Below are 13,000 nucleotides of genomic sequence, written 5' to 3'. Positions count from 1 at the left end.
AGCGGTGCCCGTGCGTGGGCGGCAGTGCCCGCGTGTGCGGCGGCAGTGCCCGGGTGAGCGGCTGCTACGCGAGCTGGAGCTCGCGGCAGACGTGCGCGAGGTAGTCGTCGATCGCGTCCGCGTCGCCGCCACCGACGGCGCGGGCGCGCTCCCGCCCCTTGTCGAGGACGTCGACGAGGCGCTCGACCGAGAACGCGTCGATGGCGGCGAGGTCCGCGAGCCGCGCACGGACGACGTCGAGCTCGCGCGGGCCCTCACCGGCCGGTGGGACGCCGACCGGGGGTGCCGGGCTGAGCGGCGGCCCGTCGTCGGCCAGCTCGCGCGGCGCGTACTCGGGGCACGACCGGGCGAGGCGGGTGCGCAGCACCTCGACCGGCGCGGTCCCGACGAGCTCGTCCGCCCACACGACGTTGCCCCGGCTCGACGAGATCTTCGCGCCGCGCAGGTGCATGAAATGGTTGATCTTCACGCGCGACGGCACCATCGGACGAATGACGAGCGCCTGCGCCAGCGCGGTGAACAGGAACGCGTAGTAGTAGGTGTTGTCGACGCCGAAGAAATAGATGACGTCGGGGTCCCGACGATTCAGCTCGGCCACGGCCTCGGAAAACGGCAGCCGGGTGTCGACGCCGCATTCCTGGAGCAGGCACCACGTGTGGTGGAAGAAGATCTCGACCCACGGGTTCAGCACCAGCCCGGAGTCGTCGACGGCGATGCCGTACGGCGACTCGAACTGCCACAGCGCGAGGTGCGGGCCGAGCCGGTCGAACAGCGCCGACGCCCGACGGGACGCCCCGTGCCGGTGCCGCATCGTGTCCTCGACCGCCGCGACGGCGCCGGCGTCGAACGACAGGAAGCGGGCCGTCGTCGTGCCGCCCGCCGCCGTGCGGCACTGCGTGCACAGCAGGCCGAGCGCGTCGTCGACCTGCTGCGGGAGCGAGCAGTTCTCGCACACGTTGAGGTAGGCGTCGTGCAGGCAGCCGGTGCACGCCGAGCGCGCGTACGCCTCGAGCTGCGTGCGCCCGCAGCCCTCGCACCGCGGCACCTCGCGCTCGACGACCGTCACGACGTCGGTGAGCGCCTGCACGCCCTCGCGCAGGAAGCGCAGGTACTCGGGATCGCGGTTGTCGCCGAACGCGTCGTGGCTCAGGGCGTAGGCGTCGAAGTCCGCGCGGATCCGGCCGGTGTACTCGCGGGACAGCGCGTCGGGCTCCGCACCCACCTCCACGGCCTTCTTCGCGACGTACGACTGGTACGTGTCGACGTGGCTGACGTGCCGGATCTCGCGGTCCTCGAGCAGCCGCACGAGGCGCACGTACAGGTCGGCCCGCAGGTACGGACCACCGACGTGGCCGACGTGCAGGGCACCGTTCGGGGTGGGTGGCGGGGTGAAGACGACCGTCGGGGCGGGGCGCACCATCGCCGTCAGGCCACGGGCGCGGGCTCGCGCACCGCGCGCCACCAGATGCTCAGCAGCCGGGCCGTCCCGGTGCCCGCGTTGGTGAACGCGTGCGCCTGGCCGACGTGCGCGAGCCCCATGTCGCCGGTCGTGATGCGCTCGCGCCGGCCGTCGAGGTAGAAGTCGACGTCGCCGTCGAGGACGAGGAAGACCTCCTCGACCTCGGGCTTGTTGACGTGCTCGCGGATCGTCTCGCCCGGCTCGAACACCGAGATGGCCGCGCCCATGGCCTCCTTGCCCGGGCTCGTCTGCGCGAAGGTCTCCGCGAAGCGCCGGACGAGGACGTCGTACTCCGGCTTGTACTTGTCGGTCGAGTTCCTGTCGATGTGCACGCTCGTGCTCCCCCTGCCGTGCGAAAGAAAGGACGCCCGTCGGCCCGGGAAATGCACCGGCACCGCGTGGCGTCACGGCACGTTAGCGAACAATCCGGACAAGTGGCAAGAAAGGGTCATGTCGCGTCCACCTCCGCGTGGACGGCCGTCCAGATGGTGCGCTCCCGACTCGCACCGGCCCGCCCGACGACCCACGGCGGCCGGTACGGTCGGGCGCGTGACGATCCTCCTGGGCGGCGCGGCCAGCCCGATCGGCTGGTCCGTGCAGTTCGTCGACGTCCCCGCGGACGGCCTCGTCGACGAGCTCGTCCGGTGGCGCACCGGGCTCGGGCACCGGACCGTGGTGTCGTCGCCACGCGCGTACCCCGACGTGCTCGAGGACCTCGCCCCGTTCGAGTCGCCGTGGACGCGCGAGCTCGTCCTCCCGTGCGGGGACCGCTGGTCGGCGTACCTGAACAACGGGACGGAGGGCGGCGACCCGACCGCATCCGCACATGCCCTCGCGGCGCGGCTCGACGCCCGGTGCGTCGTGGCCGTGCACGCGCCGCGGCACGGACCTGGGCACCAGTCGACACAGCTCTGGGTGCACGGCCCCGGCGGGCAAGTGCCGTCGCGGCACGTGCGGACGCTCACCGCGGACGCGGCCGACGATCGGTGGTCGTGGTACGCGCTCGGCGACCCGTTCGACTTCGAGGACACGGACCGGTACACGGCGCGCCGGGTCCGCGACCGGTTCGACCGGCCGCTGCTGCTGCGCTACCTGGCCGCGCTGGGCATCCCCGCCGACGACGACGCGCGCTACGGACCCGGCGTGGTCGTCCAGCAGCTCGTCGACCACCCGGTGCGGAGCGAGACGCTCGAGGAAGCCCGACGCTCTCTCGCCCCCTGACGAGCCCCGCACCGCCGCCCGCCGTTCGCCGGGCCGGACGGAGCGGCTGGTCCTAGCATGCGGCGCGTGCCTCGCCTCTACGCGACCCCGAGCCCGATCCTGCGGCGGCAGGTCGTCGGCGACCTCGTCGCCCTCGTGGTCGTCGCCGCCTCCGTGTGGCTGGCGGTCCGCGTCCACGCGGCGGTGTGGCACCTCGCCGACCCCGTCCGCAGCATCGGCTCGGGCGCCGACGGGATCGCCGACCAGCTCGCCGCGGGGCGCGACGGCGTCGCGGACGTCCCGCTCGTCGGCGAACCCCTGTCCGCCCCGCTCGACGGCGCGTCCGACGGCGCGGCCGCGATCGCCGCAGCGAGCTACGAGCAGGTCCAGGCCGTCGAGCGGCTCGCGCTCGTGCTCGCCGTCGCCGTGGTCGCGGTCCCCCTCCTGGTCGCCCTGGTCGCCCGGCTCAGCCCGCGCGTGCGGTGGTGGCGCGGGACGCACGACCTGCGCCTGCTGTCGTCAGTGGGGCCGCAGGGCGACCGCGTGCTCGCGCTCCGTGCGCTGACGTCCGCCGCACCGCGCGACCTGCTCGCCGTGCACCCGGACCCTGCTGCTGCGTGGGGTGACGACGACGCTCCCGTCGTCCGCGACCTCGCGGCGCTGCACCTGCGCACGCTGGGCGTCGCCCGACGGTAGCCCCGGCGGTGGCTCAGGCGGTGGCCCTGGCAAGCGCCGTGCGGGCCGTCCTGCGGTCCGGCCCGCTCAGCGGGCCAGCCAGCCGCCGTCGACGGGGAGAACCGCGCCGTGGACGTAGTCCGCGGCCGGCGAGCACAGGAACACGACGGCCCCGGCCACGTCGGAGGGCGTCGCCCACCGGTGCGCGGGGATCCGCCCGAGGATCTCGTCGGCGCGCGACCGGTCGGCGCGCAGGTCGTCGGTGTTCGCGGTCGCCACGTAGCCGGGCGCGACGGCGTTGACGTGCACCCCGGACGACGCCCACTCGTTCGCGAGCGCGCGGGTCAGGCCCGCGAGCGCCGACTTCGACGCCGTGTACCCGGGCACGGTGATCCCGCCCTGGAAGCTCAGCATCGACGCGACGTTGACGATCCGCCCCGACCCGCGCGCCACCATGGTCCGCCCGACCTCGCGCGACAGGACGAACGCCGAGCGCAGGTTGACGTCGAGCACGTGGTCGAAGTCCTCGTCGGTGTGGGCGACGGCAGGTGTGCGGCGGATCGTGCCGCCGTTGTTCACGAGGATGTCGACGTCCCGGCCGGCGAGGTCGGTGGCGAGCGCGGCGACGGCGGCCCGGTCGGCGAGGTCGGCCCGCAGCGGCGTGAACGTCCGTCCGGCGGCCTCGACCGCGGCGCGGGCGTCCGACGCGCCCGACGGCAGGGAGTGGCTGACGCCGATCACGTCGGCGCCGGACCAGGCCAGCGCCTCGGCCACGGCGAGCCCGATGCCGCGGCTGGCGCCGGTGACGACCGCGAGCCGGCCGGTCAGCCCGAAGAGGCGGGCCGTGTAGTCGGCCGAGGTGCTGGGGGCGGTCGTCATGGGCGTGCTCTCCTCCGGTGCGCCGTGGGCGACCGGTGCGGTCAGCCCGTGTGACCGAGCGCCGCGGAGATCTTCTGCGCGGCCTCGACGGCCAGGGGGGCCATCGCCTCGATCTGGTCGATGCTGTGCTCGAGGGTCAGCGTCGAGATGCTGATCCCGTACGTGACGGTGTGCGTGGTGTCGTAGATCGGGGCCGCGACGCACGCGACACCCGGCACGTTCTCCTCGCGGTCGAGCGCGTACCCGAGCCGCCGGACCTCGGCGACCTCGGCCCGCAGGCCGTCCAGCGTGGTGATCGTGTTCGCGGTCCGTCGTGGCAGGCCCACCCGCTCGACGAACCGCTCGAGCCCCTGGTCGGTGAACCCGCCGAGGACGACCTTCCCGATCCCCGACGTGTGCAGGGGGATCGCGAGGCCGACCCGCGACGGCATGAGGTACGGCTTGTCGGAGTCGGCGCGGATCAGGTAGACGATCTCGTCGCCGTTCTTGACCCCGACGTGGACGGTGCAGTGCGTCTTCTCGACGAGCTCGTCGACGAACGGCTGCGCGATCGCCGTGATGTCGATGCGCGCCATGGCCTGCCCGGCGAGCGACAGGATCTTCGGACCGGGCAGGTACGTGCCGTCGGCGGCGACCGCGACGAACTGGCGCTCGATGAGCGTCGCGAGGATCCGGTGGGTGGTGGCCTTCGCGAGCCCCGTGGCCTCGACGACGTCGGTGAACCGGCCGTGCGCCATCGCGGCCTCGAGCACGAGCAGCGTCTTCTCGCTCGCGCCGGGCGCCGCCTCCGGCTGCGGACCGGGCCGGCCGGGCTCGTCGCCCGCTCGTGTGCGGGGTGCTGGCGTCGAGCCGGAGACCATGTCCGTCCACCTGTCGTCGTGGGCGCGCTAGCGCAGGTCGGTGATGGGGTGCCCATCCATGTCGTCGAACGACTGATTCTCGCCTGCCATGGCCCAGACGAAGGCGTAGCTCGCGGTGCCGACGCCCGAGTGGACGGACCAGCTCGGCGAGACGACGGCCTCGCGGTTCGCGACCAGCAGGTGCCGGGTCTCGGCGGGCTCGCCGAGGAGGTGCACGACGCGGGCGTCGTCGGGCACGTCGACGTACAGGTAGACCTCCGTCCGCCGGTCGTGGGTGTGGGCCGGCATGGTGTTCCACATGCTGCCGGGGTGCAGCGTCGTCATGCCCATGACGACCTGGCAGCTGCGCACGCCGCCCTCGTGGATCACCTGGCGCAGCGTGCGACGGTTCGACGTGAGGGCGTCGCCGAGCTCGCGCACCGTCCCGCCGTCGGGCCCGACGAGCGTCGTCGGGTAGGACGTGTGGGCCGGTGCGGAGAACAGGTAGAACGCGGCCGGGCCGTCGGACCCCGTCGGCTCCGTCGACGCGAGCACGACGTCGCGCGCACCGCGTCCCACGTACAGGAACGCGCCCCGGTCGACGGTGTGCGTCTCGCCGTCGACGGTGACCGTGCCCGGCCCGCCGACGTTGACGACGCCCGCCTCGCGCCGCTCGAAGAAGTGCGCGGACCGGAGCTCGGCGAACGTCGGCAGGCTGACCGGGCGGGTGGCCGGGACGACGCCGACGAGCACGACGCGGTCGTGGTGCGTCTGCACGGCGCGGGCCTCGTCGTCGGCGAACAGGTCCTGGACGAGGAACCGTCGCCGCAGCTCCTCGGTGTCCATGCCGCGCACGTGCTCGGGGCTGGTGGCGTACCGCAGATCCATCGGGAAACCTTCCGGGTCGGGGTGCGGGTGGGGTGGGGCCGGCTCAGAGCAGGCCGACGAGGCCGGGCAGCCACAGCGACAGCCCGGGGACGAAGACGACGAGGAAGAGCACCGCCACGAGCGCGAGGAAGAACGGCACGAGGTGGCGGATGACGGGCTCGATCCGCACGCCGGCGACCTGCGCGCCGACGAACAGCACGGGCGCCGACGGGGGCGAGATGATCGCGATGCAGAGGTTGAAGGTGAGCATGATGCCGAAGTGCACGGGGTCGATCCCGTACTGCATCGCGATCGGCAGGAAGATCGGCGTGAAGATCAGCACGGCGGGCGTCGCGTCGAGCGGGATGCCGATGACGAGCAGCACCAGCATCATCACGAGCAGCACGACGACCTTGCTGTCGGTCCACCCGAACAGGCCCTCGGCGATGAGCTGCGGCATCCGCGTGAAGCTCATGACGAACGACATGATCGACGAGACGCCGATGAGGAAGATCACGACCGAGCTCGTGCGCGCCGCGGAGTACAGGATGCGCGGCAGGTCCCGCACGCGGATCGCCCGGTAGAGGAACGACAGGACGAGCGACGCGACCACCGCGACCGCCGACCCCTCGGTCGCGGTGAAGAAGCCGCCGACGATGCCGCCGATGACGACGACCACGAGCGCCAGGGACGGCAGCGCCTGCACGAAGACGGTCCCGATCTGACGCAGGTCCGCCCGGACCGGCTCGCGGAGCTCGGGGTGCCGACGGGCGTACCACGCGACGACGAGCATGCACGCGACGCCCCACAGGACGCCCGGCACGTACCCGGCGAGGAACAGCGCGCCGACCGAGGCGCTGCCGCTGGCCATCGCGTAGATGATCATGAGGTTGCTCGGCGGGATGAGCATGCCGCTGGGCGCGGAGGCGACGTTCGTCGCGGCGGTGAACGCCCGGTCGTACCTCTCGCGGGCCTGCATCGGCGACATCGTCGTGCCGACCGCCGCCGCGGCCGCGATCGCCGACCCGCTGATCGCCCCGAACAGCATGTTCGCCAGGACGTTCGTCTGCGCGAGCGGGGCGGGCGTGCGGCCGACGAGCACCTTCGCGAGGTTGATGAGCCGCGTCGCGATGCCGCCGTTGTTCATGATCCCGCCGGCGAGGATGAAGAACGGGATCGCGAGCAGGGCGAACGAGTTGACGCCGTTGAACATCCGCTGCGCGGACGTCGCGGCGCCGTCCTCGAGGCCCAGGACGAGGACGAGCGAGACCGCCGACGGCAGGCCGATGCTGATGCTGACCGGCGCACCGATCGCCATGAGCACGGCCATGCCGCCGAACAGGACGGCCGTCACGAGCGCGACGTCGGTCACAGCTCGACCCCTTCCTCGGGTGCGGTGTGCTCGACCCCGGCGTACCGGCGCGAGAGCGTGCCGGCCAGGTGGTGGAGCAGGTAGAAGGCGAACAGCACGCCCGCGACCGGGACCGCGAGGTACAGGGCTCCCGCCGAGACGGGCAGGACCGGGTTGGCCTGGTCCCACGTCTGGTGCGCGTTGGTCCAGCCGCCCCAGACCATGACGACGACGGCGAACGTGAGGGTGCTGAGGTACGCGACGATCTCGAGCACGCGCTGCGCGGCCAGCGGGGCCTTGAGCACGAAGTAGTCGATCGCCACGTCGGCCTTCTCGCCGGTCGCGATCGACACGCCGATGAGGCTGACCCACACGAACACGTACCGGGCGGCCTCCTCGGACCAGACGCTCGGGGCGTCCAGCACGAGGCGCGTGAAGACCTGCCACGTCACGAGCAGCACGAGCAGCGCGAAGAGCGTCACGCAGACCGCCCGGAGCACGGCGTCGAGCGCCGTCTTGAACCGGGTGAGCAGCGCGTGCTCGGTGGGCACGGGTCCCGGCGCGTCGGCGTCGCCGCCGTCGTCGGGGCCGTCGTCCGGTGGCGGCGGGGGTGCGGGAGGGGATGTCATCAGCAGACCTCTCGGTGTGCGGGGAGCGCGGGAGCGCGAGGCCGGTGCGCGGCCGTCACCCGGCGGCGGCGCGGACCTTCTCGTGGATCTCGCGGATGACGTCGTTGTCGAGCTTCGACTCCGTGAGCGGGCGGATGACCTCCGCGAACGCCTCCTCGTCGACCTCGTTGAACTGCGCGCCCGCCTCGGTCGCCATCTCCTTGGCGACCTCGATCTCGGTCTTCCAGAGGTCGCCCTCCTCCTCGACCGCGGCGGCGAGCTCCTCCTCGAAGATCGCGCGCACGTCGTCGGGCAGACCGTCCATCACCGCCGGGTTGGTGATGAGGTAGTCGGGCAGCATGAGGTGCCGCGTGTAGCTGAAGTACGGCGCCACCTCGGCGTGCTTGACGTTCGCGTAGGTGAGCTCGTTGTTCTCGGCCGCGTCGATGACGCCCGACTGGAGCGCGCCGTACACCTCGCCCATGCCCATGGGCGTCCCGGTGCCGCCCATGAGGCGGATCATCTCGATGTTGGTGTCGGACTCGATGACGCGGACCTTCATGCCCTCGAGGTCGGCGGGCGTCTCGATCGGCTTCTCGCCGTTGTACATCGACCGGACCCCGCCGTGGAACGCGGCGAGCACGTGCAGGTCCTGGTCGTCGAGCGACGAGTACAGCTCCGACACGATGTCGGGGTCGTTCGTCGTCTCGCGCTGGTGGTCCTGCGAGTCGAACGTGAACGGCAGGTTGAAGACCACGAAGTCGGGGTTGAAGTTCTCCATCAGCGGGCTCGCGACGACCGAGAACTCGACGGCCCCCGACTGCACGAGCTCGATGGTCTCCTTCTGCGCGCCGAGCGTCTCGTTCGGGTAGATCTCCAGGTCGTACGCGCCGTCGGTGCGCTCCTTGATGCGCTCGCCCATCGCGTCGAGCGCCCGGAACTGCGGGTGGTTGGGCTGCTGGTTGAACGCGACCTTGAAGACGGTCGCGGCCTGGCCGCCCGACGACCCGGTGCTGTCGCCGGCGGCGGTGCCGGTGCCGCCGGTGCTGCAGGCGGCGAGGCCGAGCGCGGTGGCGAAGGTGAGCGCGGTGACGGAAACGACGGTGTTTCGCCTCATGGGTGCTCCTCGGTGCGGGCCCACGGCAGGCGTGGGCGCTCGGGCGCTCGCAGGGCGTGCGCGGGGATGGTCCGGGGGTGCGGGTGGTGCAGCCCGCGGCGCCGCCTGCGGGTGCAGGCCGGGTGCGGCGCGGGTGCGGTTGCGGGGTGCGGTACCGGTGGTTGCGGGAGTCAGGACGGCGGTGTCAGACTTTCGTGGAACTCGGTTCCATCTAGCGGAACGGAACGGTAACGCAGCGTCGCAGACCGGTCAACACCCCGCCTTCCGGGCAGGGAAAGCCGTTCTCCGCGCCGCCGCAGCGGCCATGCCGCACCCGCTCCGGCTACCCGACGCACCCCGGAGGACGCATGACGACGCCCGACCTGTACGTCTCCGCGTACATCACCGCCCCGACCGAACCCGCCGCCGAGGACCAGTTCTTCGACGCCGTCGCGCACCTCGACCTCGCCGGCCTCGAGTTCGCGCTCCAGCCCGAGGGGCACCGCACGCTCGACCACGCCTGGATCGACGCGCACGTCCCCGCAGCACGCGACCTCGTCGTCTCGCTCGTGCCGACGATGACCGCGCGCCGCGCCGAGGTCCCGGCCTACGGTCTCGCGTCCACCGACCCCGAGCAGCGCGCCCGGGCGCTCGACGACGTGGCCCGCGCCCGCGACCTCGCGCACGTCCTCGCCGACCGGCACGGAGTCCGGCGCGTCAGTGCCGTCGAGGTGCACAGCGCACCCGGCCCGCTCCTCGGCTCGCGGGACGCGTTCGAACGCTCGCTCGACGAGATCCTCGGCTGGGACCTCGCGGGCGCCGAGCTGCTCGTCGAGCACTGCGACGCGCTCGTGCCCGGGCAGGCGCCCGCCAAGGGCTTCCTCGGTCTCGACGAGGAGGTCGCGCTCGTGCAGTCGTTCGGGCTCGCACCCGACCTGCTCGGCATGGTCGTCAACTGGGGACGCTCCGCGATCGAGGGCCGCGACACCGCGACCCCCGTGGCGCACACGCGCGCCGTCGCCGACGCCGGCCTGCTGCGGCTCCTCGTCCTGTCCGGCGCGACCGACGCCGACACCGCGTGGGGAGCCGCCTGGGGCGACATGCACATCCCACCGCGCGGCGACCACCCGGCACTCGTCGCGTCGTCGGCGTCGCTGCTCGGCCCGCCGGAGGTCGCGGCCACCCTCGCCGCCGCCGGCGACGTCCCGCGGATCGGGCTCAAGTGGGGCGTCCGCCCGCACGACGCCGATGTCGCCACCCGCCTCGCGGTCGTCACCGCGACGATCGACCAGGTGGCCGCCGCACGCACCGCCCCCGTAGCCCGCTGACACGCGAGGAGGCCCGGCCCCCTCGTGGGGACCGGGCCTCCTGCGGTCAGACGGTGGGCGTCAGGCGCCCAGCGGCTGGGTTCCGGTGCCGCCGTCGCCGGCGCCCGAGATCGGCGGGGCCGCCGGGACGTCCGTGCCGGAGCCGGGGGTGCCGACGCTCGCGCCGACCGGGACGGGCTCCTTGCGCAGACCCTTGGCGATGCCCCGGAAGATGAACTCCCCGAGCAGGCCCTCGCCCTCGGCGTCGACGACGACCAGCTGGCCGCCCTTCAGCTCGCCGAACAGGATCTTCTCGGACAGCGCGTCCTCGATGTCCCGCTGGATCGCGCGGCGCAGCGGCCGGGCTCCCAGGACCGGGTCGTAGCCCTTCTCCGACAGCAGCTTCTTGGCCGCCGGGGTGAGCTCGATGCCCATGTCCTTGTCGCGCAGACGCTTGTCGAGCTTCGCGACCATCAGGTCGACGATCGCGAAGATCTCCGGCTGCGAGAGCTGCGGGAACACGACGACGTCGTCGACGCGGTTGAGGAACTCGGGACGGAAGTGCGTCTTGAGCTCGTCGTTGACCTTGGCCTTCATGCGCTCGTAGGACGTCGACAGGTCGCCGCCGGCCTGGAAGCCGGTCTGCAGGCCCTTGGCGATGTCCCGCGTGCCGAGGTTGGTGGTCATGATGATGACGGTGTTCTTGAAGTCGACCACCCGGCCCTGCGAGTCGGTCAGGCGACCGTCCTCGAGGATCTGCAGCAGCGAGTTGAAGATGTCCGCGTGCGCCTTCTCGACCTCGTCGAACAGGACGACGGAGAACGGACGACGGCGCACCTTCTCGGTGAGCTGACCGCCCTCGTCGTAGCCGACGTACCCGGGGGGCGAGCCGAACAGCCGCGACACGGTGTGCTTCTCCGAGAACTCGGACATGTCGAGCTGGATCAGCGCGTCCTCGTCGCCGAACAGGAACTCCGCGAGCGCCTTGGCGAGCTCCGTCTTCCCGACGCCCGTGGGGCCCGCGAAGATGAACGACCCACCGGGACGCTTCGGGTCCTTGAGCCCCGCGCGCGTGCGGCGGATGGCCTGCGACAGCGCCTTGATGGCGGCGTCCTGGCCGACGACCCGCTTGTGCAGCTCGTCCTCCATGCGGAGCAGGCGGCTGGACTCCTCCTCGGTGAGCTTGAACACCGGGATGCCCGTGGCGTTCGCCAGCACCTCGGCGATGAGCTCCTCGTCGACCTCCGCGACCGCGTCGAGGTCGCCGGACTTCCAGGCCTTCTCCTTCTCCTGGCGCTTGAGGCCGAGCTGCTTCTCGGCGTCGCGCAGGCGGGCGGCCTTCTCGAAGTCCTGCTCGTCGATCGCCGACTCCTTGTCGCGGCGCGTCTCGGCGATCTGCTCGTCGAGCTCGCGCAGCTCCGGCGGAGCCGTCATGCGGCGGATGCGCAGGCGTGCGCCGGCCTCGTCGACCAGGTCGATCGCCTTGTCCGGCAGGTACCGGTCGTTGACGTACCGGTCGGCCAGCGTCGCGGCCGCGACCAGCGCGGCGTCCGTGATGGACACGCGGTGGTGCGCCTCGTAGCGGTCGCGCAGACCCTTGAGGATCTCGATCGCGTGCTGCAGGTTCGGCTCGGACACCTGGATCGGCTGGAAGCGGCGCTCGAGGGCCGGGTCCTTCTCGACGTACTTGCGGTACTCGTCGAGCGTCGTCGCACCGATGGTCTGCAGCTCGCCGCGGGCGAGCATCGGCTTGAGGATCGACGCGGCGTCGATCGCGCCCTCGGCGGCACCCGCACCCACGAGGGTGTGGATCTCGTCGATGAACAGGATGATGTCGCCGCGCGTGCGGATCTCCTTGAGGACCTTCTTCAGGCGCTCCTCGAAGTCACCGCGGTAGCGCGAGCCGGCGACCAGGGCGCCCAGGTCCAGCGTGTAGAGCTGCTTGTCCTTGAGCGTCTCCGGCACGTCGCCGCGGACGATGTCCTGCGCGAGGCCCTCGACGACGGCCGTCTTGCCGACGCCGGGCTCGCCGATGAGCACGGGGTTGTTCTTGGTGCGGCGGGACAGCACCTGCATGACCCGCTCGATCTCCTTCTCGCGCCCGATGACCGGGTCGAGCTTGCCGTCACGCGCCGCCTGCGTGAGGTTGCGACCGAACTGGTCGAGCACGGCCGAGCCCGAGGGCTGCCCCTCCTGCGGGCCGCCGGCAGCGACCGGCTCCTTGCCCTGGTAGCCCGACACCAGCTGGATCACCTGCTGGCGGACGCGGTTGAGGTCGGCGCCCAGCTTGTTGAGCACCTGCGCGGCGACGCCCTCACCCTCGCGGATGAGACCGAGCAGGATGTGCTCGGTGCCGATGTAGTTGTGGCCGAGCTGCAGCGCCTCGCGCAGGGACAGCTCGAGGACCTTCTTGGCCCGCGGCGTGAACGGGATGTGGCCCGACGGCGCCTGCTGGCCCTCGCCGATGATCTCCTGCACCTGGGCGCGGACGGCCTCGAGGGAGATGCCGAGCGACTCCAGGGCCTTGGCCGCGACACCCTCACCCTCGTGGATGAGACCCAGGAGGATGTGCTCGGTGCCGATGTAGTTGTGGTTCAGCATCCGCGCCTCTTCCTGGGCGAGGACGACGACGCGGCGGGCTCGGTCCGTGAATCTCTCGAACATGTGCACTCCTCACGAGCGACGTGCTCGCCGGGTACCCGGGGCGGCGGCCGGTGGG

12 protein-coding genes are annotated in these 13,000 nt (G+C 72.2%); 3 read left to right on the top strand and 9 right to left on the bottom strand.

Features of this window, described 5'->3' with window-relative positions:
• Window positions 1-64: 64 nt before the first annotated feature.
• Window positions 65-1,420 carry a class I tRNA ligase family protein gene (locus tag KOV94_RS00875; RefSeq protein ID WP_124342169.1) on the bottom strand — a complete coding sequence of 452 codons (1,356 nt, stop codon included), beginning with the start codon at window positions 1,418-1,420 and terminating at the stop codon, window positions 65-67.
• 5 nt (window positions 1,421-1,425) lie between these two features.
• Window positions 1,426-1,791, bottom strand: a complete 366-nt coding sequence (locus KOV94_RS00870; protein WP_124342168.1) for a cupin domain-containing protein — start codon at window positions 1,789-1,791, stop codon at window positions 1,426-1,428.
• Between the two features lie 217 nt (window positions 1,792-2,008).
• Here KOV94_RS00870 and KOV94_RS00865 point away from each other — a divergent pair, with 217 nt between their 5' ends.
• The gene (locus tag KOV94_RS00865) at window positions 2,009-2,680 is read left to right on the top strand and encodes a hypothetical protein (RefSeq protein WP_124342167.1); all 672 of its coding nucleotides are present in this window, start codon (window positions 2,009-2,011) and stop codon (window positions 2,678-2,680) included.
• 66 nt (window positions 2,681-2,746) lie between these two features.
• Window positions 2,747-3,355, top strand: coding sequence for a hypothetical protein (locus KOV94_RS00860; protein ID WP_218050962.1), 609 nt, complete (start codon window positions 2,747-2,749; stop codon window positions 3,353-3,355).
• Between the two features lie 66 nt (window positions 3,356-3,421).
• Here KOV94_RS00860 and KOV94_RS00855 read toward each other — a convergent pair whose 3' ends face one another.
• The 6 genes from KOV94_RS00855 to KOV94_RS00830 are packed head-to-tail and all read right to left on the bottom strand — an operon-like array spanning window position 3,422 to window position 8,995.
• Window positions 3,422-4,213 carry an SDR family oxidoreductase gene (locus KOV94_RS00855; RefSeq protein WP_218050961.1) on the bottom strand — a complete coding sequence of 264 codons (792 nt, stop codon included), beginning with the start codon at window positions 4,211-4,213 and terminating at the stop codon, window positions 3,422-3,424.
• A 41-nt stretch (window positions 4,214-4,254) separates the two neighbouring features.
• Window positions 4,255-5,073, bottom strand: a complete 819-nt coding sequence (locus KOV94_RS00850; protein WP_124342164.1) for an IclR family transcriptional regulator — start codon at window positions 5,071-5,073, stop codon at window positions 4,255-4,257.
• 27 nt (window positions 5,074-5,100) lie between these two features.
• Window positions 5,101-5,940 carry a 5-dehydro-4-deoxy-D-glucuronate isomerase gene (gene kduI / locus KOV94_RS00845; protein ID WP_124342163.1) on the bottom strand — a complete coding sequence of 280 codons (840 nt, stop codon included), beginning with the start codon at window positions 5,938-5,940 and terminating at the stop codon, window positions 5,101-5,103.
• Between the two features lie 43 nt (window positions 5,941-5,983).
• Window positions 5,984-7,291, bottom strand: coding sequence for a TRAP transporter large permease (locus KOV94_RS00840; protein ID WP_218050960.1), 1,308 nt, complete (start codon window positions 7,289-7,291; stop codon window positions 5,984-5,986).
• A complete protein-coding gene (locus KOV94_RS00835; RefSeq protein WP_218050959.1) occupies window positions 7,288-7,899 on the bottom strand; it encodes a TRAP transporter small permease in 612 nt (203 codons plus the stop codon). Before KOV94_RS00835 ends, KOV94_RS00840 begins: the two co-directional genes overlap by 4 nt.
• A 55-nt stretch (window positions 7,900-7,954) precedes the next feature.
• Window positions 7,955-8,995 (bottom strand): TRAP transporter substrate-binding protein, encoded by a 1,041-nt coding sequence (locus KOV94_RS00830; protein WP_124342160.1) that lies wholly within the window; start codon window positions 8,993-8,995, stop codon window positions 7,955-7,957.
• A gap of 347 nt (window positions 8,996-9,342) precedes the next feature.
• On the opposite strand from KOV94_RS00830, the gene KOV94_RS00825 reads away from it, so the two are divergent.
• Window positions 9,343-10,302, top strand: a complete 960-nt coding sequence (locus tag KOV94_RS00825; RefSeq protein WP_218050958.1) for a DUF4862 family protein — start codon at window positions 9,343-9,345, stop codon at window positions 10,300-10,302.
• Window positions 10,303-10,362: 60 nt separating this feature from the next.
• On the opposite strand, the gene KOV94_RS00820 is transcribed toward KOV94_RS00825, so the two are convergent.
• Entirely contained in the window at window positions 10,363-12,945 is a 2,583-nt protein-coding gene (locus tag KOV94_RS00820; protein ID WP_124342158.1) for an ATP-dependent Clp protease ATP-binding subunit, read from the bottom strand.
• Between the last annotated feature and the right edge of the window lie 55 nt (window positions 12,946-13,000).

Source organism: Cellulomonas algicola (assembly GCF_019024305.1).
In the GTDB taxonomy this organism is placed as follows: Bacteria; Actinomycetota; Actinomycetes; order Actinomycetales; family Cellulomonadaceae; genus Cellulomonas; species Cellulomonas algicola.
This window is presented reverse-complemented; position numbering and strand designations above follow the sequence as displayed.